Below are 22,854 nucleotides of genomic sequence, written 5' to 3' on the forward strand. Positions count from 1 at the left end.
GCGGCACGTGCCGCAGGCAGTGACCGGGAACGGACGGTCAATTTCCGGTTCGGCTCGCTCCTTTGGCGGCCGATCAGTAGCCTCTGCTCGAACACCGGATCGCCTACGGCTTGGAGAGATGGATGGAGCGTCCCGCTTGGGCCCCCCGAAGCATCGACATCTCGGTGCCGAGCGTCTCGCGCATCTACGACTACTACCTGGGCGGTTCGCACAACTTCGAGGTGGACCGGGAGGCCGCCCGCAAGGCCATGGAGTTCCTGCCGGGGCTGCCCAAGATCATGCAGGCGAACCGGGCCTTCATGCGCCGGGCCGTGCGCTTCGCCGTCGACCAGGGCGTCACGCAGTTCCTCGACATCGGCTCCGGCATCCCCACCTTCGGCAACGTCCACGAGGTCGCCCAGGCCGCCCGCCCCGGCGCGCACGTCGTCTACGTCGACCACGACCCGGTCGCCGTCGCGCACAGCCAGGCCGTCCTCGACGGCAACGACGACACCGACGTCGTCGCGGCCGACCTGCGCAAGCCCCAGGAGATCCTCTCCAGCCCCCAGGTACAGCGGCTGATCGACCTGAACCGGCCGGTGGCGCTGCTCCTCGTTGCCATACTGCACTTCGTGGAGGACGAGGACGACCCGTACACGGCGGTCGCCGAACTGCGCGACGCGCTCGCGCCCGGCAGCCTGCTGGTGCTCACGCATGCCTCGTACGAGGGAATCCCGTTGCCTGCCGAGCGGGCGGAGGGTGCGGTGGACGTGTACAAGGACATTCGCAACCCGTTGGTCATGCGCTCACGTGACGAGATCGCGCGGTTCTTCGAGGGGTACGAGATGGTGGAACCGGGACTGGTGCCCATGCCCTTGTGGCGGCCCGAGACGGCACCGGAGGACGAGGATCCCTACGGTTTCTCCGGTTTCGCCGGCGTGGGGCGTACGGCGTGAGCGCGGAGCCGGACGGGCCGGAGGACAGACTGCGCCGGTTCGCGACGATCTGGACCCGGGCCGTGTTCCCGGTGACCTCGACGTCGGCGACCCGCCCGGAGTTCGAGGAGCAACTGCTTCCGCTGGCCCGGCGGTTGAGCGAGGCACTGCACGCCCGGACGTTCGACGCGAACGAGGGCAAAGCGGTCGGCGCGGCGCTGGTCGCCGCGCACTGCACGGACCCCGAGGCGCTCAGCCGCACCCTCGACTGCGTCGACGCCTACCTGGTGCTCTACTGCGGCGGCGACGGCGACCCGGAGGACCTGCGCAGCCGCAGCTCCCGGCTCCAGCACGCCATGGCCGCCGGCTACGCGCAGGCCCTGCGCCGGCGCACCCTGAGCGAGCAGGAGGCCATCGCGCAGGCCGCGCTGCAGGCGCAGGGCGTGGTGGCGCAGGCGCTGCACGCCAGCGAGGCCCGCTTCCGCGCGGTGTTCGAGGGCGCCGCCATAGGAATCGGCATCGCCGACCTGGACGGGACGATACTGCAGGTCAACGGCGCGCTGGTGCGCATGTTCGGCGGCAGTGAACAGGCGGTGCGCGGCCGCAACGTCAAGGAGTGGACGCACGCCGAGGACGCCCCCCAGGTGTGGCGCCTGTACGACGAGCTGGTGCGCGGCGAGCGCGAGCACTACCACGTGGAGAAGGCGTTCTACCGCCCCGACGGAACGGTCCTGTGGACCAATCTGACGGTCTCCCTGCTGCGCGACGCCGACGGCGAACCGCAGTACCAGCTGGCGCTGATGGAGGACACCACCGAGCGCCGCCTGCTCAACCTGAGGCTGCGCTACGAGGCCACGCACGACGCGCTGACCGGCCTGCCCAACCGCACCCTGTTCTTCGAGCGGCTGGAGAAGGTGCTCAGCCAGGGCGGCGACCGGCGCTTCGGCCTGTGCTACCTCGACCTGGACGGCTTCAAGACCATCAACGACAGCCTCGGTCACGCGGCCGGCGACCGGCTCCTGGTGGAGGTCGCCGACCGGCTGCAGTCCTGCGCGACCGCGCCCGGTGAGATGGTGGCCCGCCTCGGCGGCGACGAGTTCGTGGCGCTGACCACCGGACCGGACAGCCGGCGCGAGGTCGACGAGCTGGCCGCGCGCATCATGAACGCCCTCCTCGCGCCCGTGCGCATCGACGGCCGGGAGCTGACCGTGCGCGGCAGCATCGGCATCGTCGAGGGCGCCGCCGGCGAGCGCAGCGCGGCGGAGGTGCTGCGCAGCGCCGACATCACCATGTACCGGGCGAAGTCGGCGGGCGGCAACCGCTTCGAGCTCGCCGACCCGGAGGCCGACGCCCGCGCCATCACCCGGCACGGGCTGACCACGGCGTTGCCGGCCGCCCTGGAGCGCGGCGAGTTCTTCATCGAGTACCAGCCGCTGGTGCACCTCGGCGACGGCAGCGTGCGCGGCGCGGAGGCGCTGGTGCGCTGGCTGCACCCGCAGCACGGGGTGCTCGGCCCGGACCGGTTCATCCCGCTCGCCGAGCACACCGGGCTGATCGTGCCGCTGGGCCGCTGGGTGCTGGAGGAGGCGGTGCGCCAGGCCCGCGAGTGGCGCGAGCGCACCGCCCAGGCGGGCCCGCTGCGCATCAACGTCAACCTCTCGCCCTGCCAGCTCACCCATCCCGGGCTGGTGCAGGACACCGTCGACATCCTGGAGCGCGCGGGCGTCGCACCGGACGCGCTGTGCCTGGAGGTCACCGAGTCCGCCCTCATCGGCGCCGACGACGACCTGCTCAAACCGCTGCGCCGGCTCGCGGAGATGGGCGTGGACATCGCCCTGGACGACTTCGGCACGGGCTACTCGAACCTGGCGAACCTGCGCCGGCTGCCGGTCAGCGTGCTGAAGCTGGACCGCTCCTTCACCCAGGGCATGCAGCAGTTCCCCGCCGACCCGGTCGACCTGAAGATCGTCGAGGGGATCGTCTCCCTCGCCCACAGCCTCGACCTCGCGGTGACCGTCGAGGGCGTGGAGACCGGAGCGCAGGCCGAGCAGCTGCGGATACTGGGCTGCGACACGGCCCAGGGCTGGTACTACGCCCGGCCGGGCCCGCCGGAGCGGCTGCACGACCTGGCCATGGCGGACGCGACGGGGTGAAGCTCATGCGGATACGGCGACTGGACCTCGGTCACTTCGTGCGTCCCGCGTCGGAGACGGGCACCGGCCTGCCGCGCGTGGAGCCGGCCCTGGCCTACCTGGTGCCCGACGAGCGGGGCCCGATCCTGTTCGACACCGGGATCGGGGCGGCGAGCCCGGAGACCGAGGCCCACTACCGCCCCCGCCGCCGCGACCTGCGCGAGGCCCTGGCGGCGGCCGGCACGGCGCCCGAGGACATCTCCCTCGTCGTCAACTGCCACCTGCACTTCGACCACTGCGGCGGCAACCCGCTCTTCGCCGGCACCCCCGTCGTCGTGCAGGACGTGGAGCTCGCCACGGCCCGCGCCGGCGGATACACCTTCGACGAGCTGATCGACTTCCCGGGAGCGACCTACGAGGAGCTGAGCGGCGAGGCGGAGATCCGCCCCGGGGTGTGGGTGATCCCGACCCCCGGCCACACCGACGGCCACCAGTCGCTCGTCGTACGCCGCGACGACGGCACGGTCGTCCTCGCCGGCCAGGCCCACGACTTCGCCTCCGCGTACGCCTCGGACGACCTGGCCCGCGAGGCGGCCCGCGACGGTGTGGAGCCGCCCCTGCCCCCGTACCGGCCCTGGCTGGACCGCCTGGCCGCCTTCGCCCCCCGCCGCGTCCTGTTCGCCCACGACGCCTCGGTCTGGGAGCCGCCCCGGGACCTGTGACCTATCCTCGAAGAAGCGGACCCGACCGGCCCCGAGAGGGGAGCACGGGCATGGACAGCACCGGGATGCGTCGCCTCTTCGAGGCCCACCGGGAGGCGGAGGCGGCCCGCGACATCGACGCCATCCTCGCCACGTTCACCGAGGACTGCTTCCTGGAGACCAAGGCCCTCGGCCTGCGCAGCCAGGGCCGGGACGCCGTACGGGCCGCCTACCGGCAGCAGTACTTCACGGCGTTCCCCGACCTGAGCCCCGAGGACGAGGGCGTCGCCTTCGGCGACGACGTGATCGCCGTCTGGGGCCGCCTGCGCGGCACCAGCCTGGGCGAGTGGCTGGGCGTCCCGCCCGGCGGCGGCAGCTTCGACGTCCCTTTCACGAACATCGTCCCCTTCCAGGGCGACCGCATGGCGGGCGAGGCGATCTACTTCGACCTGGCAACGCTGTGCGACCAGGCGAAGATCCCACTGGAGGACATCCGCCAGGCGGCGGCACGACGCTGAGCCGCGCCCCGCAAGGGGCGCGGGGAACTGCGCGCGCAACCACGACGGACCCGCGGACGCCGAACGACAAGGGGCGCGGGGAACTGCGCGCGCAACCACGACGGACCCGCAGACGCCGAACCGCAGCAAGACACCACGGCCCCGATGCGCAGCCCGCCCCACCCCTACCGCTCGAGCAGCATCCGCTGCAACTCCCGCGCGGCCCGAGGCGGAGCCACATCGCTGCGGTGCGCCAGCGCGATCGTCCGGTGCAGCCCCGGCCGAGCCAACGGAGTGACCCGCAGGCCCCGCCCCGACCGCGCCGCCACCATCCGCGGCACGACGGCCACCCCGAGCCCCGCCCGCACGAACCCCAGCACCGCGTCCATCTCCCCGCCCTCCACCGCGAAGTCCGGCTCGAAGCCCTCCGCGCGGCACGCCGCGACCGTCAGCTCCCGCAGGTCGTAGCCGTGCCGGAACATCACCAGCCGCTCGCCCTCCAGGTCGGCGATCCGCACCGTACGCCGCCCGCCGCCGGGCTTCGGCGCGTCCGGTGAGGACACCACCACCAGGTCCTCGCGCAGCAGTTCCACCGTGGTCAGCGCCGGCGACGGCGTCGGCAGCGGCAGCACGACCAGCGCCAGGTCCAGCGCCCCGCGGGCCAGCTGCCGTACGAGATCGTGGGAGCCGCCCTCCTCGATCAGCAGCTGGATGCCGGGGTAGCGGTCGTGGAAGGCGCGCAGCACGTCCGGCAGCAGGCCGGTGCACAGGCTGGGCGTGGCGCCGAGCCGCACCCGGCCCCGCCGCAGCTGCGCCAGCTCCTGCACCTCGTGGCGGGCGGTGTCGGCGTCGGCGAGGATGCGCCGGGCCAGCGGCAGCAGGGTCTCCCCGGCGTCGGTCAGCGTGATGTTGCCGCGCGCCCGCTGGAACAGGTCCGCGCCCAGCTCCCGCTCCAGCGCCTTGATCTGCTGCGACAGCGACGGCTGGGCGACATGGACCAGCTCGGCGGCCCGCGTGAAGTGGCGGGTCTCGGCGACCGCGACGAAGTACTGGAGCTGCTGGAACTGCACCCGGCCAGCATAGGCTCTCTCTATCGAATCAAGCCGCACCATGTCTTGGACTGATCGCAGGTGCAGCCCCTAGCGTGCTGAGACATGGCTCTGGCAACGCGGACGGACCGACGGCCGTCCATGGCACGCACCGTGTGGGACTCCACCGTCGGCAAGAAGGCGGTCATGGCCGTCAGCGGCGTGATCATGCTGCTGTACCTGGTCGCCCATGTGATCGGCAACCTGAAGATCTTCTTCGGGGCCGGGGAGTTCAACCACTACGCGCACTGGCTGCGCACCGTCGGCGAACCCTTCATGCACTACGAGTGGACGCTGTGGCTGATCCGCGTCGTCCTGATCGTCGCGGTCGTCGCGCACGCCGTGTCCGCGTACCAGCTCAGCCGCCGCGACATCAAGGCGCGGCCCAGCAAGTACGTCCACGCCAAGCCCCGCGCGAGCTACGCCACGCGCACGATGCGCTGGGGCGGGATCATCCTCGGCCTGTTCATCGTCTGGCACATCCTGGACCTGACCACCGGCACCGTGCACTCCGGCGGCTTCCAGGAGGGCCACCCGTACCAGAACGTCGTGGACACCTTCTCCACCTGGTACGGCAACGTGATCTACATCGTCGCGATGCTCGCCCTCGGCCTGCACATCCGGCACGGCTTCTTCAGCGCCGCCCAGACCCTCGGCGCCGGCAGCCGCACCCGCAACCGGGCCCTGAAGACCGTCGCCAACGTCCTCGCGCTGCTGCTCACGGCCGGCTTCGTCGCCGTCCCCGTGGGCGTCATGACCGGAGTGGTGAGCTGACATGACCTCCTACGTCGACTACACGCTCGGCGAGCCCGTCGCCGACACCAAGGCCCCGGCCGGCCCGATCCACGAGCGCTGGGACAAGCGCCGCTTCGAGGCCAAGCTGGTCAACCCCGCCAACCGGCGCAAGCACACCGTGATCGTCGTCGGCACCGGACTCGCCGGCGGCTCGGCGGGCGCGACGCTCGCCGAACAGGGCTACCACGTCGTCCAGTTCTGCTACCAGGACTCCCCGCGCCGCGCCCACTCCATCGCCGCGCAGGGCGGCATCAACGCGGCGAAGAACTACCGCAACGACGGCGACTCCGTCCACCGCCTGTTCTACGACACCGTCAAGGGCGGCGACTTCCGGGCGCGGGAGTCCAACGTGCACCGGCTCGCGCAGATCTCCGTGGAGATCATCGACCAGTGCGTGGCCCAGGGCGTGCCCTTCGCCCGCGAGTACGGCGGCCTGCTCGACACCCGCTCCTTCGGCGGCGTCCAGGTCTCCCGCACCTTCTACGCCCGCGGCCAGACGGGCCAGCAGCTGCTGCTCGGCGCCTATCAGGCGCTCAGCCGGCAGATCGCGGCGGGCAACGTCGAGATGCACCCGCGGACCGAGATGCTCGACCTGATCGTGGTCGACGGCCGGGCCCGCGGCATCGTGGCCCGCGACCTGATCACGGGGAAGATCTCCACGTACTTCGCCGACGCGGTCGTCCTCGCCTCCGGCGGCTACGGCAACGTCTTCTACCTGTCGACGAACGCCATGAACTCCAACGCGACCGCGATCTGGCGGGCGCACCGGCGCGGCGCGTACTTCGCCAACCCCTGCTTCACGCAGATCCACCCGACCTGCATCCCGCGCACCGGCGACCACCAGTCCAAGCTGACGCTGATGAGCGAGTCGCTGCGCAACGACGGCCGGATCTGGGTGCCCAGGGCCAAGGGCGACACCCGTCCGCCGAACGAGATCCCCGAGGACGAGCGGGACTACTACCTGGAGCGCATCTACCCCTCCTTCGGCAACCTGGTCCCGCGCGACATCGCCTCCCGCGCCGCGAAGAACGTCTGCGACGAGGGCCGCGGGGTCGGCCCCGGCGGGCAGGGCGTGTACCTGGACTTCGCCGACGCGATCCGGCGCATGGGACGCAAGGCCGTGGAGGCCAAGTACGGCAACCTCTTCGACATGTACCAGCGGATCACCGACGAGGATCCGTACGAGGTGCCGATGCGGATCTACCCGGCCGTGCACTACACGATGGGCGGCCTGTGGGTCGACTACGACCTGCAGACCACGATCCCCGGCCTGTTCGCGATCGGCGAGGCGAACTTCTCCGACCACGGCGCCAACCGGCTCGGCGCCTCCGCGCTGATGCAGGGCCTGGCCGACGGCTACTTCGTGCTGCCGGCGACGATCAACGACTACCTGGCGCGCAACCCGCACAAGGACGAGGTGACCGACGGCCACCCGGTGGTCCAGGAGGTCCTCGCCGAGACCGAGGACCGGCTCAACCTGCTGCTGTCCGTCGACGGCGACCGCACCCCGGACTCCTTCCACCGCGAACTCGGCGAGCTGATGTGGGAGTTCTGCGGCATGGCCCGCTCCGACGAGGGCCTGCGCAAGGCGCTCGACCGCATCCCGCAGATCCGCGAGGAGTTCTGGCGCCGCATCAAGGTGCCCGGCACCGGCGAGGAGTTCAACCAGTCCCTGGAGAAGGCGAACCGCATCGTCGACTACCTGGAGCTGGCCGAGCTGATGTGCCTCGACGCGCTGCACCGCACCGAGTCCTGCGGCGGCCACTTCCGCGAGGAGTCCCAGACCCCCGACGGCGAGGCCGCCCGCAAGGACGACGCGTTCGCCTACGCCGCCGCCTGGGAGTTCACCGGCACCGGCGAGGCCCCCGTCCTGCACAAGGAAGACCTGGTCTTCGAGTACGTCCACCCCACTCAGCGGAGCTACGCATGAAGCTCACCCTGCGCGTCTGGCGGCAGAAGAACGCCGACGCCGACGGCGCCATGTCCACCTACGAGGTGGACGGCATCTCGCCCGACATGTCCTTCCTGGAGATGCTGGACGTCCTCAACGAACAGCTCATCCTCTCCGGCGAGGACCCGGTCGCCTTCGACCACGACTGCCGCGAGGGCATCTGCGGCGCGTGCTCGCTCGTCATCAACGGCGACGCGCACGGCCCCGAGCGCACCACCACCTGCCAGCTGCACATGCGGTCCTTCAAGGACGGCGACACCATCGACATCGAGCCGTGGCGGGCGGCGGCCTTCCCGGTCGTGAAGGACCTGGTCGTCGACCGCTCGGCCTTCGACCGGATCATCCAGGCCGGCGGCTACATCACCGCCCCGACCGGCTCCGCGCCCGAGGCGCACGCCACCCCCGTCCCGAAGGCGGACGCGGACTACGCCTTCGAGCACGCGGAGTGCATCGGCTGCGGTGCCTGCGTCGCCGCCTGCCCCAACGGCGCGGCGATGCTCTTCACCTCCGCGAAGATCAACCACCTGGGCGTCCTGCCCCAGGGCGCCCCGGAGCGCGAGAGCCGCGTGCTGGACATGGTGACCCAGATGGACGCCGAGGGCTTCGGCGGCTGCACCCTCGCGGGAGAGTGCGCCACCGCCTGCCCGAAGGGCATCCCGCTGACCTCCATCACTCGCATGAACAAGGAGTGGCTGCGGGCGACCCGCAAGGTCGCGGGGCGATAGACGTTCGCCGGCAGGGTGCGGACGGGCGGGACCGGGGGTGGTGCTCGAACCCCGGTCCCGCCAGGCCCCGTTGTCAGTGGCGGGCGATAAGGTCCCCGCATGATCTTCGGCAACAAGGGGAGGAAGCGGTTCCGTGACGCCGTGACGGCGTTCGAGACCGCGGTGCGCGATCGGGACGGTGACCGGTCGACGCAGGCGTTCCAGGAGATTCACCGGCACTTCCAGCAGGCGGGCGACGAGGAGATCGCGGAGGCCGGCCCCCGTCTGGCTGCGCTGCTCTCCGAGGTCCCCCCGGGACCGCGCGGCGTGATCGCCGTGGTGGTCGGCGCCTGCGTGGAGCGAGGGGCGGACGCACGCGGGTGCGCGCCGTACGTCTTCGAAGAGCTCGCCGGGGCGCTCGCCGACGCGGGCGCGTTCTGCGAGCGCTGGGCGGCGACCGGGGGAGGGGACCTCCCCGAGCCCGATCCCGGCGACCCGGACCCCGAGGTCGTGGAGCGGGTCGGCTGGGAGGCGGCCCAGGGCTGGTGGACGCTGCCCCAGTGGGAGATGGCGTCCGTGGCGATGCTCAGCCGCCCCGAAGGGCGTGCCTCGCTGGGCGACGCCCTGCGCACCCGGCTGCTGGAGGCCCTGCGCCCGGTGGAGGAGGCCTCCGGCCACGACTTCAAGTGCCTCGCCTACGCCCTGCTCGTCCTCGACGACGAGCCGCTCGTCGTGCTGCACCGCCCGACCGGCACCGGGTACGCGCTGCGGATGAGCGGGATCGGCGACAACTTCCAGCTGCACACGCTGCTCGCCGACGCCCTGGTCGGCGCCGGCCACGTCCCCGGCCACGCACCCTCCGCCCAGGAGGTGGCCGTCTGCCGCGACCAGCCGGGGCAGGTCCCCACCAAGGGGTCGTTCAACCTCGTCGCCCCCGGCGGGGAGTGGGTGTGGAACGAGGGCACGCCCTCGGACATCCCCGTGGTCGAGGGCGTACGCCTGCTGGTCCTCGATCCGCCGTCGTATGAGCGCAGCTGGCCGGCGGGCCGGTTCTTCCCGAACATGACCGGCCACCTCGCCCTGGAGCGGGTCCTCGACGGGGAGGAGGCGCGGCGACTGCTGAGCCTGTGCAAGCCCGCCGCCTAGGGCCTGCTTCCCCACAGCCCTCGGCCCGCGCCGTTCAACATCTCCACATCCTCACTCCTGGCACCGGTCACGTGCCCGCCAACCGGCGTCGGAAGAAACGAGGGGTACCGCCTCCGTCCCCTTTCCGGCCGTACCAGGAGTGAGCCATGACCGGCGTTTCCACGCTCGACCGTCCGCCGCAGCCCGCCGCGCCCACCCGTTACACCGTCGCCCTCGCCCGGGACGAGGACGACGTACGGGCCGCGCAGCGGCTGCGGCACGACGTCTTCGCCGGGGAGATGGGCGCCCTGCTCACCACCCCCCAGCCCGGGTACGACATCGACGCCTTCGACGCGTACTGCGACCACCTGCTGGTGCGGGAGGAGACGACCGGGCAGGTCGTCGGCACCTACCGGCTGCTGCCGCCGGAGCGCGCCGCCGTCGCCGGACGGCTGTACTCCGAGGGCGAGTTCGACCTCTCCGCGCTCGACGGGATCCGCCCGGGCCTGGTCGAGGTCGGCCGCTCCTGCGTCCACCCCGGCCACCGCGACGGCACCGTGATCGGCCTGATCTGGGCCGGGATCGCCCGCTACATGGTCGACCGCGGCCACGAGTGGCTGGCGGGCTGCTGCTCCCTGCCGCTCGCCGACGGCGGCACCCTGGCCGCCGCCACCTGGGACCGGGTGCGCGAGCGGCACCTCGCCCCCGAGGAGTTCCGGGTCCGGCCGCTGCTGCCCTGGGCTCCGGGCACCGCCGCCGCGCCCGCCTCCCGCGCCGAGTTGCCCGCCCTGCTGCGCGGCTATCTGCGGCTGGGCGCCTGGGTGTGCGGGGAGCCCGCCCACGACCCGGACTTCGGGGTCGCCGACCTGTACGTGCTGCTGTCGATGCGCCGGGTCGACCCGCGCTATCTGCGGCACTTCCTCTCCCTCGTCCCGGCCTGATGAGCGTCTGGCTGCCCAGCGCCCCCTGCACCCCCGGGGCGTGCGTGGAGACCACCGCCCGCGTCACCGCCGTACCGCGCGCGGTGCTGCGGCTGACCGGGGTGGTGGTGCTGCTGTTCGCCGGGATCGCCCTGTCCCCGCTCGGAGCGAGGATCCCGGCGCCGGCCGTGCGGCGCTGGTGCCGGTGGATCGTGCGGGCGGCGGGCGTACGGGTGCGCATCACCGGCACCGCCCCGTCCACCGGCGGGCTGCTCCTGGTCGCCAACCACATCTCCTGGCTGGACATCCCCCTGCTCGCCGCCGTCCGCCCCGCCCGCATGCTCGCCAAGTCCGAGATACGGCACTGGCCTCTCGCCGGGGCACTGGCCGCCCGCGGCGGTGCGCTGTTCATCGACCGGGACCGGCTGCGCGCCCTGCCCGGCACGGTCGCCCGCCTCGCCGAGGCCCTGCGCGCCGGACAGGCCGTCGCCGTCTTCCCCGAGGGCAGCACCTGGTGCGGCCGCTCCGGGGGCCGCTTCCGGCGGGCCGCCTTCCAGGCCGCGCTCGACGCCTCCGTCCCGGTGCAGCCGGTGCGCATCCGCTACCGCCACGCCGGCGGGGCCCTGAGCACGGCGCCGGCGTTCGTGGGGGACGATCCGCTCATGGCTTCCGTGTGGCGGGTGGTCACGGCCCGTGAAGTGGTCGCCGAGGTCCGGGTGTGCCGCCCGCTCGGGCCGGGCGACCACGCCGACCGCAGGACGCTGGCCGACGCCGCGCACCGGCTCACCCAGGACGTCCGGCCCGGCGCGGAGGTGAGGAAGCGCCCCGTCAGCCGGCGCCCGGCGACGGACCCGAACCCGACGAGGCCGCACCTGGAACACGCCGGGTGAACCGCCCGCCGGCCCTTCGTCACCCCTCCGGGTCGGCGAGCAGGCGGCCGAGGGGACCGAGGTCGAGGTTCAGGTCGGAGCGGCTGAGACCGTGCTGCGCGCACAAGTCGTCCATCTGCCGGTCCAGCAGCATCAGCGCCGTACCGAGCCGCTCCTCCTGCTCCTCGCTGAGCGTGCCCTCGTCGAAGCGCCGCACCGCCTGGCGCTCCATCAGCTGCCGGAGCAGCTCCACCACCGTCAGCACCAGGGCGGCCAGGTCATGGGTCACCCGCTGCGGGTCCAGGTCCACGGCGTGCGCGCGGCGGGCCGTCACAGCGGCCCGCTGTCCGCCCAGGGAGCGGGCACCCGCTCGCCGACCGACGACAGCAGCGCGTGCAGGGACACGCGCACCAGCGGGACGTCCGCGATCGACAGCACCAGGTCCCCGCTGACCACGACACCGGTCGCCAGGACCCGGTCGAGCAGGTCCACCAGGGGCACCCCGAGCGGAGCGCAGGGCTCGTCCCCGTCCCACGGGACGGGCGAGGGCAGCGGGCTCTCCCGTCCGGGCAGCGGCCGTCCGGTCATCGCGCCACCCCGTTTCCGCGGGCCTCGGCGGTCTCGTCCCACCGGGCGAAGGAGTACGGGACCCACGGCCCGGACGCCGTGACGCGTACGGCCGGTGCCCGCCCGGCGGTGCCCAGGCGGGCCAGCGCCCGGCGGAAGGCGTCCCGCCGCGCGTCGTCCACCAGATAGGCGGCGTTGAGCAGTTGCGGCTCGCGCCGCCCGGACAGCTGCTCGCTCTGCGGGCGGTGCCGCGTCGCGGCGACGGCGTACCGGCGCAGCTCCTCGTCGACCGCGTGAGCCTCGGCGAGCGCCTGCGCGTGCCCCTCCCGTTCGGTGCGCCGGCGCGCGCTCGCCCGGCTGAGGTAGGCACGCCCGCCCGCGACCGCCGCGGCGTCCCCGGCATCCGGCGCGCGGACCCCGGCCCCGGCCGCGTGCACCTTCACCGCCCACTCCGTACGGCCGCGCAGCCGCTGAAGCAGCGCCACGAGTCCCGCCGACCGTTCCGCGACGGCGGCCACCGCGCTGTCGTCACCGTGGAAGAGGGTCGCCAGCGGCAGCGGGACGACGGCACCGCACCGCGCGGCGGCCTCGACGGCGCGGTGGTGCGCGCGGGCCAGGCGCTCCAGGTCGTCGGCGCGCTCCAGCCGCGCCCTCAGCGGCTCCTCGCCGAAGGCCGCCACGGGCACGTCCTGTACGTGCAGGAACAGCTCGCCCGCGGTCAGCACCCGCAGGGGGCCGCCCTCCTCGTGGCCGCGCGCGTCCGCTGCCCCGGCGGGCCGGGGGGCGCCGGTGACGGCGAAGGCGCAGACGAGCACACCACCGCGCGGCCCGACGAGGTCCCCTGCCGTCCGCGCGCTCACCGGGAGGCCTCCGGCGCGGCGGCCTCCAGGACCTCCACCCGCTCGCGCAGCCGCGCGTTCTCCTCGGCGAGCGCGTCCCGCGCGGCCCGCGAGGACAGCGCCGGGTCGGTCTCCCACCAGTCGATGCCGGCCTTCTTGGCCGTCTCCACCGAGGCGATGAACAGGCGCAGCCGGATGGTGAGCAGTTCGATGTCCAGCAGGTCGATCTTGATGTCGCCGGCGATCACGATGCCCTTGTCCAGGACGCGTTCGAGCAGGTCGGCCAGACTGCCGGTGACGGGGCCGGGGTCGTAGGGCTGCGGTTCGAGGCCGAACTGGGTCATGGCGTCCTCCGCGGACGGCCGCGGGGCCGGTCACCGGGCTGTGCGGCGGCCCGGACTCCGGTACGGCCACCGGCCTGCGCGGGGCCCCGGGCTCCGGGACGGCCTCCGGCCCGTGGTGCGGCCTGCCCGCCGGCCCCGACTGCGGAACGGCCGCCGCCCACGCCGCCGGGCCGCGCCGGAGCGCCGGGCCGGCTCCGGGCCTCCAGCAGGGCGAGCAGCCGTTCCTCCTCCCGCTCGAAGGCCGCCTCGTCGAGGGTGCCCTCCTCCAGGTCCCGGTTCAGCGCGGCCAGCCGGGCCTGCACGGCGCGCGGGTCGGTGGCCTGCCGCCGGGCCTCGGTCAGCAGGTGGTCGGCCACCCACAGGGTGCCGCGCACCGGGGCCAGCGGCAGCAGCAGGAGTCCGCTCACGAGTCCCACCGCGTCACCGGCCGGCCGGCAGGGGGCCGGGCTGCACGAAGCTGTAGCACGGCAGCGGGCCGGTCACGGCGAGGGCGAGCCGGTCCCCGTACGCCTCGGCCTGCGCGGCCACGACCTGCCGGAACCGTTCCTCGTCTGCCGCGGGCACCAGGAACGACGCGCTCAGCACCTGCCCGTCGTCCGTGGCGCCCGGCGCCGTGCGCACCGCGAGCGGCGTGAGCGCGGCGAGCACCTGCTGCGCCGCCTTGCGCGCCTCGCGCCCGACGGCCCGGGCCAGCGCCTGGCCCAGCCGCACGTTGGCCTCGTAGTCGGGGCGCCGCCGGGTCCGCCGGGCCAGGGCGCGCAGGCTCTCGTCCCGGCGCACCAGGGTCTCGAAGTACCCGGACACCGCGGTGCCCTTGACGTTCATCTCCACGCAGTCCCGCACGCCGTCGAGCTGCGCGGCCAGGTGCCCGGCGTCGGTGCGCAGCTGGGCGCGCAGCGTCCCCGCGCCGGGGGAGAGCACCCCGAACCGCATGGGCAGCACGGCGCCCTGCGCGGCGAGTGCCCGCAGCACTTCCTGATGGGCGGTCAGGTCCCGGCGCCGCGCCCGCACCCGGGCGGGCGCACCGGACACGGCCGCGCAGAGCCCGGCCTCCGTCAGCAGCCGTACGGGCTCTCCGCCCACCCCCGGTGTCTCAGGCGGGCGGACGCCGGAGGCGCAGATTCCGTAGACGTAGAGCGTGTCGGTACGCGTCGCGGTGGCGGGCGCCATCACTCCTCCTCCTCGGTGCGGCGGCGGGTGCGGGTACGGGGACGGTCGTCGTCCTCCCGGGAGCGGCCGGGGCCCTCGCGCCGCTCCGCGGCCGGCCGGCGGCGCGGCCGCTGCGCGGCGGGGACGGGCTCGTCGCGCCCGGCGGCGGCCGTCTCCGCGGCCTCCTCCTCCGGGCTGAGGATGTCCCGCACCTTCTCGGTCAGGGAGCGGGCGGTGCGCTTCACGCCCGCCTTGCCCACGCTCTTGGCGAGCGGGCCGCCCAGGAGCTCGGGGACGGTCTTGGCCCGGGGGTCGTACTCCAGATCCAGGCGGTTGCAGGCCTCGGCGAACCGCAGGTAGGTGTCGACACTGGCGACCACGATCCGGGCGTCCACCTTCAGGATCTCGATGCCGACCAGCGAGACGCGCAGGAAGACGTCGATCACCATGCCGCGGTCGAGGATCAGCTCCAGGACGTCGTAGAGCGTGCCGGCGCGCGGGGCGCAGACGACCTCGTCGTCGTAGGTGATCATGCTGCGGTCCTTCCGGAGAGGGGTACGGACGCTCACTGGTCCTGGGCACCGCGCCGGTAGCGGGCGACGCGCCGGTACTGCTGCAGCTCGCCCGCCCGGTCCAGCTCGACCTCGTAGGTGGCGAGCAGGCTGGTGGTGTCGGGGATCCGGGCCAGTTCCAGGACGTCCACATGGACGAGCCAGCCGTCGCCGCCCTCGGTGCGGCACACCGCCGAGACGCCCTCGATGTGCTGCCCGACGAGTGCGGCCAGCTCTTGCGCGGCACATCGGGCGGCATCCCGCGCGCCGCGTACCTGGGACGCGCGGGGTGCCTTGGCGGCCGTGCCGCGCCGTCGCTCGCCGGGTTCTGTCATACGGCCCACTCTGACCGCGGGCCCCGCGCGGCGCCCGGCCGGTTGGTCCGGTCGGGCGGCACGGGTCCGCCACCGGGGTCCGCGGAGGCGGTCCACCCGCCGGGCGAGTGCGCGGACCCCGACACGGGCGTCCCGGCCCCGTCAGCGCGTTTCCACCCGTCGCCGTACGCCCGGCCAGGGCCCGCGCCGCTCGACCCCGCAGGGCCCGTGCCGCTCGACCCCGCAGGGCCCGTGCCGCTCGACCCCGCAGGGCCCGCGCCGCTCAGCCCCGCAGGGCCCGGGCCAGGTACGGGCCCGTCACGCTGCCCTCGGTGCGGGACACCTCGGCCGGTGTGCCCGCCGCCACGATCCGGCCGCCCGCGTCGCCGCCGCCCGGGCCCAGGTCGATCACCCAGTCGGCGGCCGCGACCACCGTCATGTCGTGCTCGACGACGATCACCGTGTGCCCGGCGTCCACCAGCCCGTGCAGCTGACGCATCAGCACCTCCACGTCCGCCGGATGCAGGCCGGTCGTCGGCTCGTCCAGCAGGTACACGGTGTGGCCGCGCCGGCCGCGCTGCAGCTCGCTCGCCAGCTTGATGCGCTGCGCCTCACCGCCGGACAGCTCCGTCGCCGGCTGCCCGAGCCGCAGATAGCCGAGACCGACGTCGAGGAGCGTGCCCAGGCTGCGCGCGGCCGCCGGGGTGTCGGCGAAGAACTCCGCCGCCGCCTCCACTGTCAGGTCCAGCACCTCGGCGATCGTCCGCCCCCGGTAGGTCACCCGCAGCGTCTCGGGGTTGTAGCGGGCACCGCCGCAGTCCGGGCACGGCGCGTAGGTGCTCGGCAGGAACAGCAGCTCCACGCTGACGAACCCCTCGCCCTGGCAGGTCTCGCAGCGCCCTCCCGGCACGTTGAAGGAGAACCGGCCCACCCCGTAACCCCGGGCACGCGCCTCGTCCGTCGCCGCGAACACCTTCCGTACGACGTCGAACAGGCCCGTGTACGTCGCCAGGTTGGAGCGCGGGGTGCGCCCGATGGGCTTCTGGTCCACCGCCACCAGCCGGCCCACGCCCGGCACGTCCTGGGTGATCTCGCCGACCAGCGTGGACTTCCCGGAGCCCGACACGCCCGTGACCGCCGTGAACGCGCCGAGCGGGAACTCCGCCGTCACCCCGCGCAGGTTGTGCCGCGTGACCGGACCGACGGTCAGCCATCCGCGCACCTCGCGCACCTCGCGCACCGGGGCGGGGGAGGTGTCGAAGAGAAAGCGGGCCGTCGCCGACTCCGCCACCGCCGCGAGGTCGGCGACCGGCCCGCTGTGCAGCACCCGCCCGCCGTGCTCGCCCGCGCGCGGCCCCACGTCCACCAGCCAGTCGGCGCCGCGCACCACGTCCAGGTGGTGCTCGACCACGAACACCGAGTTCCCGGCCCGCTTCAGCCGCTCCAGCACCGTCAGCAGCGCCTCGGTGTCCGCCGGGTGCAGCCCCGCCGACGGCTCGTCGAGCACGTACACCACCCCGAACAGGCCGGAGCGCAGCTGGGTCGCCAGCCGCAGCCGCTGCAGCTCGCCCGCCGAGAGCGTGGGCGTGGCCCGGTCCAGGCTGAGATAGCCCAGGCCCAGTTCGAGCACCGGTGCGATCCGGGACTTCAGGTCCTCGGTGAGGACGCGGGCGGTCTCCCCGTCGGCGGTCAGGGTGTCCGCCAGCTCCGCCAGCGGCAGCGCCGCCAGCTCGGCGATCGTGCGGCCCGCGAAGGTGACCGCCAGCGCCTCCGGCCGCAGCCGGCTGCCCCCGCACGCCGGGCAGGGCGCGCTGGTCAGGAACCGCTCCGCCTTCGCCCGCAGGGTGGCGCTCTTCGAGTCCGCGAACGTCTTGAGCACATACCGCCGGGCGCTCATGTACGTGCCCTGGTACGGCCGTTGGATCCGGTCGGCGTCCCGCACCGGATGCACGGTGACCACCGGCTGCTCGTCGGTGAACAGGATCCACTCCCGCTGCCCGGCGGGCAGGTCGCGCCAGGGCCGCTCCACGTCGTAGCCGAGCGCGTCGAGGATGTCCCGCAGGTTCTTGCCCTGCCAGGCGCCCGGCCAGGCGGCGATCGCGCCGTCCCTGATCGACAGCGACGGGTCCGGCACCAGCAACTCCTCGCTGGTGTCGTGCACCTGGCCGAGCCCGTGGCACGCGGGGCAGGCACCGGCGGCCGTGTTCGGCGAGAACGCGTCGGAGTCGAGCCGCTCGGCGCCCGGCGGGTAGGTGCCGGCCCGGGAGAACAGCATCCGCAGCGAGTTGGACAGGTTCGTCACCGTGCCCACCGAGGAGCGCGAGGTCGGCGCCGAGCGGCGCTGCTCCAGCGACACCGCGGGCGGCAGCCCGGTGATCTCCGCGACCTTCGGCGCGCCCACCTGGTGGATGAGCCGGCGCGCGTACGGCGCCACCGACTCGAAGTACCGGCGCTGCGCCTCGGCGTAGATCGTGCCGAACGCCAGCGACGACTTGCCCGAGCCGGACACCCCGGTGAACACCGCCACCACATCGCGCGGAATGTCGACGTCCACGCCCTGCAGGTTGTGCTCACGGGCACCGCGGACCCGGACGTACGGGTCGTGGGGGCTGTGCATGCGGGACTCCGAAGCGCTGGTGGGGGACAAACCCCGCGATTCTATGCGAACAGCGTGGCCAGGCGGCGATAGGAGTCCAGCAGTGCCTCGCGGTCGTAGGTACTGGTGGTGACGAGCACCTCCTGCGCGCCCGTCTCCTTCAGCAGCGTCTCCAGCTCCCCGGCGACCTGCTCCGCGGTCCCGGCGATGTGCCCGCCGAGCCCGGCCTCGTACAAGCCGCGCTCCTTGGCGGTCATCGCGCGGGTCTCGACGGCCTCGGCGGGCGGCAGCGGCGGGAAGGTGCCGTGCGTGCGGGAGTACGCCATCGACCAGGCCTCGGGCAGGAGGAGCCGCCGTGCCGCCTCCTCGGTCGCGGCCACGGCGACCGTGCCGGAGACCACCACGTACGGCTCCGCGGCCCACGGCGAGGGACGGAAGTGCTCCCGGTAGGCGTCGATCCCGCGCCGCATCTTCTCCCGGCCGCGCAGGTCGCCGATCACCAGGGGCAGGCCGAGCCGGGCGGCGATGTGCGCGCCCTCGCCCATCGCCAGCACGAACGGCGGCACGGTGAGCCCGTCGGCGGGCCGCGCGCGTACCCCGGTCGGCGAGCTGCCGCGGAACCAGCCGAGCAACTCCTCGATCTGCGCCGCGAAGTCCTCGGCGTCGCCCTTGTCGCGGCCCAGCGCCTTGCGCACCCCGTCGGTGAACCCGACCGAGCGGCCGAGCCCCATGTCGATCCGCCCGGGAAAGAGCGACTCCAGCACGCCGAACTGCTCGGCGACGACCAGGGGTTGGTGGTTGGGCAGCATCACCCCGCCGGTGCCGACCCGGATCCGCGCGGTCGCGCCGGCCACCGCCGCGGCCAGCACGGTCGGCGCGGAACCGGCCACGCCGGGCACGCCGTGGTGCTCCGACACCCAGAACCGGTGGTAGCCGAGCCGCTCCGCCTCCCGCGCCAGGCGCACGGTGTCGCGCAGCGCCTCACCGGGCGGCCGGCCCTCCCGGGTACGGGAGCGGTCGAGAACGGAGAATCGGGTCCGGGAGATCAGCGCACTCACATCTGTCTTCAACGCCCGCGAGCCCACCGGATTCCCGTCGTCACGCTGCGTCAAGTCTACTGTCACGGTGAGTGAGGCGGGCAGTGTCGGCCCGTGGTCATGCCGTGTTCACCTCGCCGTCACGCCCTGCCCGGGCGCGCGAACGGTTGATTCTCCATAACCCCGGCCGCCGGGCCGCGTTGCACCTCTTGCGGGCACATGCCCGCGTCTCTCTCATCTGTGGAAGGCAGGGAACCTATGAAGCGGGTTACCCGGAACACCCTGATCGCGGTGGCCGCCGCGTCCGGTGCGATGGCCATGGTCCCGGCGGCGCACGCCGACTCGACGGCGGAGGGCAACCTGGCCAACTCGCCCGGCGTGGGCTCGGGCAACGGCATCCAGCTCCCGGTGGCCGTGCCGGTCAACGTGTGCGGGAACAGCGTGAACGTGGTGGGCCTGCTCAATCCGGCGTTCGGCAACACCTGTGCGAACAAGGGCGGCTCGGGCCACGGCGGCTCGTCGAACGCGGGCGGCGGCGCGACGGCCGGGCAGAGCAACGAGGGCTCGCCCGGCGTGATCTCCGGCAACGGGGTGCAGCTGCCGGTCGACCTCCCGGTCAACGTCAGCGGCAACACGGCGAACGTCGTCGGCATCGGCAACCCGGTGTTCGGCAACGAGTCGTCCAACACCTCCGGCCACAAGCCGGAGCAGCCCGGCACGCCGCAGACACCGGACGAGCCCGTCGACCGGTCGGTGCCCCCGGCGCCCGAGCGGCCGCAGGCCCCGCACCACGACACGGCGCTGGTGCGCACGCCGGTGGAGGAGGCCGCCGCCGCGGGCGCCCTCGCCGAGACCGGCACGGACGGCACTCTGGCGGCCGCCCTGACGAGCGGTGCGCTGCTGCTCGGCGGCGCGGCGCTGTACCGCCGCTACCGCCCGGCCGCCCAGCGCTGACGCGCCCCGGCCCACGGCGTGGGCGTACCGGACGCTATCGGCGTGCCCCCGGCCGCCGGATGACCTGCAGTTCCAGCGTCACCGGCGGCGCGGCCACACCGGGCCCGCCGGCGGCCGCCCAGTCGATGACCTCCTCGGTGCTGTCGTCGTCCAGCGTGAAGCCGATCCACACGGCCCGCCCGCCGGCCCGGCGCCCCGCGGCGGAGGGCTGGACGACGATCACGTTCGCCTGGTCGCAGGGGCCGAGACAGTCGGTCGTACGGACCTGGAAGCCGTGCTCGGCGGCCGCGGCGCGCAGCCGCTGAAGCTGCCAGGCGTGGTCGGTGCCGGGGTGCTTGCGGGCGTCGCCGCAGCAGCAGCCCCGGCACACCACGAGGGTGCAGGGGCGCTGCCGGGCCGCACCGACCAGGGCCGTGCGGGGCGGGGGAACGGGGGATCGCATGGGAGAAGCATGATCCATACGCCGGGTCGGGACACCCTCTAGGGTGGACGTCGTGACTGTTACGTCCCGCACGTCCCGTACGCCCCGGCGGCCGCTGGCCGTGTTCGACCTCGACAACACGCTCGCCGACACCGCGCACCGGCAGCGCTTCCTTCAGCGGCGGCCGAAGGACTGGGACGCCTTCTTCGCGGCCGCGCCGCAGGACCCGCCGCTCGCCGAAGGGGTCGCGCTGGCCGTGGAGAGCGCGCGGGAGTGCGAGGTCGTCTACCTCACCGGGCGGCCCGAGCGGTGCCGGAGCGATACGCTGGACTGGCTGGCGGCGCACGGGCTGCCCGAGGGGCGCGTGTACATGCGGCGCGACGACGACCGGCGGCCCGCCCGGCGCACCAAGCTGGACACCCTGCGCCGGCTCGCCCGCAGCCGGGAGATCCGGGTCCTGGTCGACGACGACGAGCTGGTGTGCGACGACGCCGAGCGGGAGGGGTTCACGGTGCTGCGGGCGCGCTGGGCGACCCCGTCGGCCGAGCTGAAGGTGGCGCAGGAGCGCGAGGGCCGCACCTGACGGCCCGGCCCCCGCTCCCTGCCTCGTCCTGACCCCGGCCGGGGTCACCGCACCTGCCGGGTGCCGCGTCCGTCAGTCGTTCTCCTCCAGGCGGAAGCCGACCTTCAGGCCCACCTGCCAGTGCGCGATCTGCCCGTCCTCGATCTGTCCGCGCACCTGCGTCACCTCGAACCAGTCCAGGTTGCGCAGGGTCTGCGAGGCGCGGGAGATGCCGTTGCGGACGGCCGAGTCGACGCCATCGGGCGAGGTGCCGACGATCTCCGTGACCCGGTAGGTGTGGTTCGACATGCGGGTGCTCCTTACGCGGGGGCGCTGGCTCGCGTGTGTCACGCGTCACTCCACCGTGCCCCAAGCTGCCGCGCGGCGCGAGGCGTCCGGGCCCGGCCCGGGGAGCCTTGCTCGGGGAAACCCTTGACCTTCGCATTGGTCCATACCAAAATCCGGCACACCCGTTCGAGCGAGTTGCTCGCCCCCCATGTCGGGTCTCTGACGCCTGTCCGCAGCCTCATCCCTGAGACCAGGACCCCGGGAGCCCCTCGTGCCACGCCGTCTTCTCGCCCTCGCCTGCGCCTCCGCCTGCCTGCTCACCGCGTGCGGCGTCCTGCCGCACGACGGCGCCGCCCGTCGCACGGTCACCGTCTGGCTGATGAAGGACAGCGCCTCGCCGGAGTTCCTGCGCCGCTTCACCGACGACTTCGAGCGCACCCACACCGATCTCGCCCTCGACATCCGCATCCAGCAGTGGACCGGCATCGGCGCCAAGGTGCAGGCCGCGCTGAAGGCGGACGGCGGCGACGGCCCGGACGTCATCGAGGTCGGCAACACCCAGGTGCCGCAGTACATCGACAAGGGCGGACTGCTGGACCTGACCCTGGAGTCGATGCGCGACTGGGGCCTGGACGACTGGCTCCCCGGCCTCGTCGAACCGGGGCAGCGCGACGGACAGCAGTTCGGCATCCCCTGGTACGCCGCCAACCGCGTCGTCATCTACCGCAAGGACCTCTTCGCCCAGGCCGGCGTCACCCGGCCGCCGCGGACCCGCCAGGAGTGGCTGGAGACCACCCGCAAGCTGAACTCCGGCGGCACCCAGGGCATCTACCTCGCCGGCCAGGACTGGTACACCCTCGCCGGGTTCGTCTGGGACGAGGGCGGGGAGCTGGCCGTGGAGGGCGACGGCGGCTGGCGCGGCACCCTGGACACCCCGGCCGCGCTGCGCGGCATGGACTTCTACCGCCGGCTGCACGCCCTCGGCGACGGACCGGCCGGCGCCGACGAGGAACACCCGCCGCAGGCCGGGGTGTTCGCCTCCGGCAAGGCGGCGCAGATCGTCGCCGTCCCCGGGCTCGCCCAGTCGATCGTCCAGCAGAACCCGGACCTGAAGGGCAAGCTGGGCTTCTTCCCCGTCCCCGGCCGGAGCGCCGGGCGGCCCGGCGCGGTGTTCACCGGCGGCTCCGACCTGGTCGTGCCGCAGAACACGGACGACCGCAAGGGCGCCGTCGCCGTCGTCGCCGCCCTCACCGGCGAGCACTGGGACAGCGAACTGGCCCGGACCATGAACTACGTGCCCAACAAGGCCAGGCTCGCCCCGGCGGTCGCCGGGGAGGAGGGGGTCGCGGCCATGGCGGCCGGAGCCGCGCACGGCCGGGCGACCCCCAGCACACCCGAGTGGGCGGTGGTCGAGGCCGACAACCCGATCAAGCGGTACATGACCGCCGTGCTGACCGGGGCCGACCCCGCCACCGAGGCCCGGCGCGCGTCGCGCCGGATCACCGAGCAGCTGAAGGTGTCCCTCGGCTGAGCGCC

The 22,854-nt window shown here is 73.8% G+C and carries 25 protein-coding genes and 1 pseudogene; 13 read left to right on the plus strand and 13 right to left on the minus strand.

Features of this window, described 5'->3' with window-relative positions; genetic code table 11:
- Positions 1-122: 122 nt before the first annotated feature.
- The 4 genes from ACF1AL_RS20305 to ACF1AL_RS20320 are packed head-to-tail and all read left to right on the plus strand — an operon-like array spanning position 123 to position 4,265.
- Positions 123-935: an SAM-dependent methyltransferase gene (locus ACF1AL_RS20305; RefSeq protein WP_366842146.1), complete on the plus strand. Its 813-nt coding sequence runs from the start codon at positions 123-125 to the stop codon at positions 933-935.
- The gene (locus tag ACF1AL_RS20310; protein WP_366842147.1) at positions 932-3,067 is read left to right on the plus strand and encodes an EAL domain-containing protein; all 2,136 of its coding nucleotides are present in this window, start codon (positions 932-934) and stop codon (positions 3,065-3,067) included. Before ACF1AL_RS20305 ends, ACF1AL_RS20310 begins: the two co-directional genes overlap by 4 nt.
- A 5-nt stretch (positions 3,068-3,072) precedes the next feature.
- On the plus strand, positions 3,073-3,768 hold the full coding sequence (locus tag ACF1AL_RS20315; RefSeq protein ID WP_391699944.1) for an N-acyl homoserine lactonase family protein: 696 nt from the start codon (positions 3,073-3,075) through the stop codon (positions 3,766-3,768).
- Positions 3,769-3,818: 50 nt separating this feature from the next.
- Complete coding sequence (locus ACF1AL_RS20320) at positions 3,819-4,265, plus strand: ester cyclase (protein WP_391699947.1); 447 nt, start codon at positions 3,819-3,821, stop codon at positions 4,263-4,265.
- A gap of 164 nt (positions 4,266-4,429) precedes the next feature.
- Here the strand turns inward: ACF1AL_RS20320 and ACF1AL_RS20325 are convergent, their stop codons facing one another.
- The gene (locus ACF1AL_RS20325) at positions 4,430-5,314 is read right to left on the minus strand and encodes a LysR substrate-binding domain-containing protein (RefSeq protein ID WP_366842149.1); all 885 of its coding nucleotides are present in this window, start codon (positions 5,312-5,314) and stop codon (positions 4,430-4,432) included.
- A gap of 120 nt (positions 5,315-5,434) precedes the next feature.
- Between ACF1AL_RS20325 and ACF1AL_RS20330 the strand changes: the two genes are divergently transcribed.
- The 6 genes from ACF1AL_RS20330 (at position 5,435) to ACF1AL_RS20355 (ending at position 11,717) form a co-directional block, all read left to right on the plus strand.
- The gene (locus ACF1AL_RS20330) at positions 5,435-6,106 is read left to right on the plus strand and encodes a succinate dehydrogenase (protein ID WP_391659775.1); all 672 of its coding nucleotides are present in this window, start codon (positions 5,435-5,437) and stop codon (positions 6,104-6,106) included.
- A gap of 1 nt (position 6,107) precedes the next feature.
- Positions 6,108-8,057 (plus strand): fumarate reductase/succinate dehydrogenase flavoprotein subunit, encoded by a 1,950-nt coding sequence (locus ACF1AL_RS20335; RefSeq protein WP_366842151.1) that lies wholly within the window; start codon positions 6,108-6,110, stop codon positions 8,055-8,057.
- A complete protein-coding gene (locus ACF1AL_RS20340; RefSeq protein ID WP_366842152.1) occupies positions 8,054-8,803 on the plus strand; it encodes a succinate dehydrogenase/fumarate reductase iron-sulfur subunit in 750 nt (249 codons plus the stop codon). The genes ACF1AL_RS20335 and ACF1AL_RS20340 overlap by 4 nt, the downstream gene beginning before the upstream one ends.
- A gap of 99 nt (positions 8,804-8,902) precedes the next feature.
- Positions 8,903-9,928: a hypothetical protein gene (locus ACF1AL_RS20345; protein ID WP_391826763.1), complete on the plus strand. Its 1,026-nt coding sequence runs from the start codon at positions 8,903-8,905 to the stop codon at positions 9,926-9,928.
- A 146-nt stretch (positions 9,929-10,074) separates the two neighbouring features.
- Complete coding sequence (locus tag ACF1AL_RS20350) at positions 10,075-10,848, plus strand: GNAT family N-acetyltransferase (RefSeq protein ID WP_391826765.1); 774 nt, start codon at positions 10,075-10,077, stop codon at positions 10,846-10,848.
- The gene (locus tag ACF1AL_RS20355) at positions 10,848-11,717 is read left to right on the plus strand and encodes a lysophospholipid acyltransferase family protein (protein WP_391826767.1); all 870 of its coding nucleotides are present in this window, start codon (positions 10,848-10,850) and stop codon (positions 11,715-11,717) included. The genes ACF1AL_RS20350 and ACF1AL_RS20355 overlap by 1 nt, the downstream gene beginning before the upstream one ends.
- A gap of 19 nt (positions 11,718-11,736) precedes the next feature.
- Here ACF1AL_RS20355 and ACF1AL_RS20360 read toward each other — a convergent pair whose 3' ends face one another.
- From ACF1AL_RS20360 to ACF1AL_RS20405, 10 genes and pseudogenes are all read right to left on the minus strand, one after another.
- Positions 11,737-12,030, minus strand: a complete 294-nt coding sequence (locus ACF1AL_RS20360; RefSeq protein WP_391699962.1) for a gas vesicle protein K — start codon at positions 12,028-12,030, stop codon at positions 11,737-11,739.
- On the minus strand, positions 12,027-12,284 hold the full coding sequence (locus ACF1AL_RS20365; RefSeq protein ID WP_384207895.1) for a gas vesicle protein: 258 nt from the start codon (positions 12,282-12,284) through the stop codon (positions 12,027-12,029). The genes ACF1AL_RS20360 and ACF1AL_RS20365 overlap by 4 nt, the downstream gene beginning before the upstream one ends.
- Positions 12,281-13,123 carry a GvpL/GvpF family gas vesicle protein gene (locus ACF1AL_RS20370; protein ID WP_391826769.1) on the minus strand — a complete coding sequence of 281 codons (843 nt, stop codon included), beginning with the start codon at positions 13,121-13,123 and terminating at the stop codon, positions 12,281-12,283. Before ACF1AL_RS20370 ends, ACF1AL_RS20365 begins: the two co-directional genes overlap by 4 nt.
- Positions 13,120-13,446, minus strand: a complete 327-nt coding sequence (locus ACF1AL_RS20375; RefSeq protein ID WP_391777483.1) for a gas vesicle protein — start codon at positions 13,444-13,446, stop codon at positions 13,120-13,122. Before ACF1AL_RS20375 ends, ACF1AL_RS20370 begins: the two co-directional genes overlap by 4 nt.
- 161 nt (positions 13,447-13,607) lie before the next feature.
- A pseudogene (locus ACF1AL_RS20380) lies at positions 13,608-13,862 on the minus strand (gas vesicle protein GvpG); the annotation flags it as partial.
- A gap of 4 nt (positions 13,863-13,866) precedes the next feature.
- Positions 13,867-14,616: a GvpL/GvpF family gas vesicle protein gene (locus ACF1AL_RS20385; RefSeq protein WP_391699969.1), complete on the minus strand. Its 750-nt coding sequence runs from the start codon at positions 14,614-14,616 to the stop codon at positions 13,867-13,869.
- A complete protein-coding gene (locus ACF1AL_RS20390) occupies positions 14,616-15,128 on the minus strand; it encodes a gas vesicle structural protein GvpA (RefSeq protein ID WP_391777484.1) in 513 nt (170 codons plus the stop codon). Before ACF1AL_RS20390 ends, ACF1AL_RS20385 begins: the two co-directional genes overlap by 1 nt.
- Before the next feature lie 32 nt (positions 15,129-15,160).
- Positions 15,161-15,481 (minus strand): gas vesicle protein, encoded by a 321-nt coding sequence (locus ACF1AL_RS20395; RefSeq protein ID WP_384207907.1) that lies wholly within the window; start codon positions 15,479-15,481, stop codon positions 15,161-15,163.
- Positions 15,482-15,743: 262 nt separating this feature from the next.
- Complete coding sequence (locus ACF1AL_RS20400) at positions 15,744-18,077, minus strand: ATP-binding cassette domain-containing protein (protein WP_391777485.1); 2,334 nt, start codon at positions 18,075-18,077, stop codon at positions 15,744-15,746.
- A gap of 41 nt (positions 18,078-18,118) precedes the next feature.
- Positions 18,119-19,114 carry an LLM class flavin-dependent oxidoreductase gene (locus ACF1AL_RS20405; RefSeq protein WP_391777486.1) on the minus strand — a complete coding sequence of 332 codons (996 nt, stop codon included), beginning with the start codon at positions 19,112-19,114 and terminating at the stop codon, positions 18,119-18,121.
- Positions 19,115-19,351: 237 nt separating this feature from the next.
- On the opposite strand from ACF1AL_RS20405, the gene ACF1AL_RS20410 reads away from it, so the two are divergent.
- Positions 19,352-20,047, plus strand: coding sequence for a chaplin family protein (locus tag ACF1AL_RS20410; protein ID WP_391826772.1), 696 nt, complete (start codon positions 19,352-19,354; stop codon positions 20,045-20,047).
- Between the two features lie 34 nt (positions 20,048-20,081).
- On the opposite strand, the gene ACF1AL_RS20415 is transcribed toward ACF1AL_RS20410, so the two are convergent.
- A complete protein-coding gene (locus ACF1AL_RS20415; RefSeq protein WP_366840315.1) occupies positions 20,082-20,489 on the minus strand; it encodes a (2Fe-2S) ferredoxin domain-containing protein in 408 nt (135 codons plus the stop codon).
- A 52-nt stretch (positions 20,490-20,541) separates the two neighbouring features.
- Between ACF1AL_RS20415 and ACF1AL_RS20420 the strand changes: the two genes are divergently transcribed.
- On the plus strand, positions 20,542-21,051 hold the full coding sequence (locus ACF1AL_RS20420; protein ID WP_384207913.1) for a hypothetical protein: 510 nt from the start codon (positions 20,542-20,544) through the stop codon (positions 21,049-21,051).
- Positions 21,052-21,123: 72 nt separating this feature from the next.
- On the opposite strand, the gene ACF1AL_RS20425 is transcribed toward ACF1AL_RS20420, so the two are convergent.
- Positions 21,124-21,339, minus strand: coding sequence for a dodecin (locus ACF1AL_RS20425; RefSeq protein ID WP_391699992.1), 216 nt, complete (start codon positions 21,337-21,339; stop codon positions 21,124-21,126).
- A gap of 250 nt (positions 21,340-21,589) precedes the next feature.
- Between ACF1AL_RS20425 and ACF1AL_RS20430 the strand changes: the two genes are divergently transcribed.
- Positions 21,590-22,849, plus strand: a complete 1,260-nt coding sequence (locus ACF1AL_RS20430) for an extracellular solute-binding protein (protein ID WP_384207915.1) — start codon at positions 21,590-21,592, stop codon at positions 22,847-22,849.
- Positions 22,850-22,854 lie beyond the last annotated feature (5 nt).

It is taken from the genome of Streptomyces sp. NPDC014801 (assembly GCF_043082085.1).
Lineage (GTDB): Bacteria > Actinomycetota > Actinomycetes > Streptomycetales > Streptomycetaceae > Streptomyces.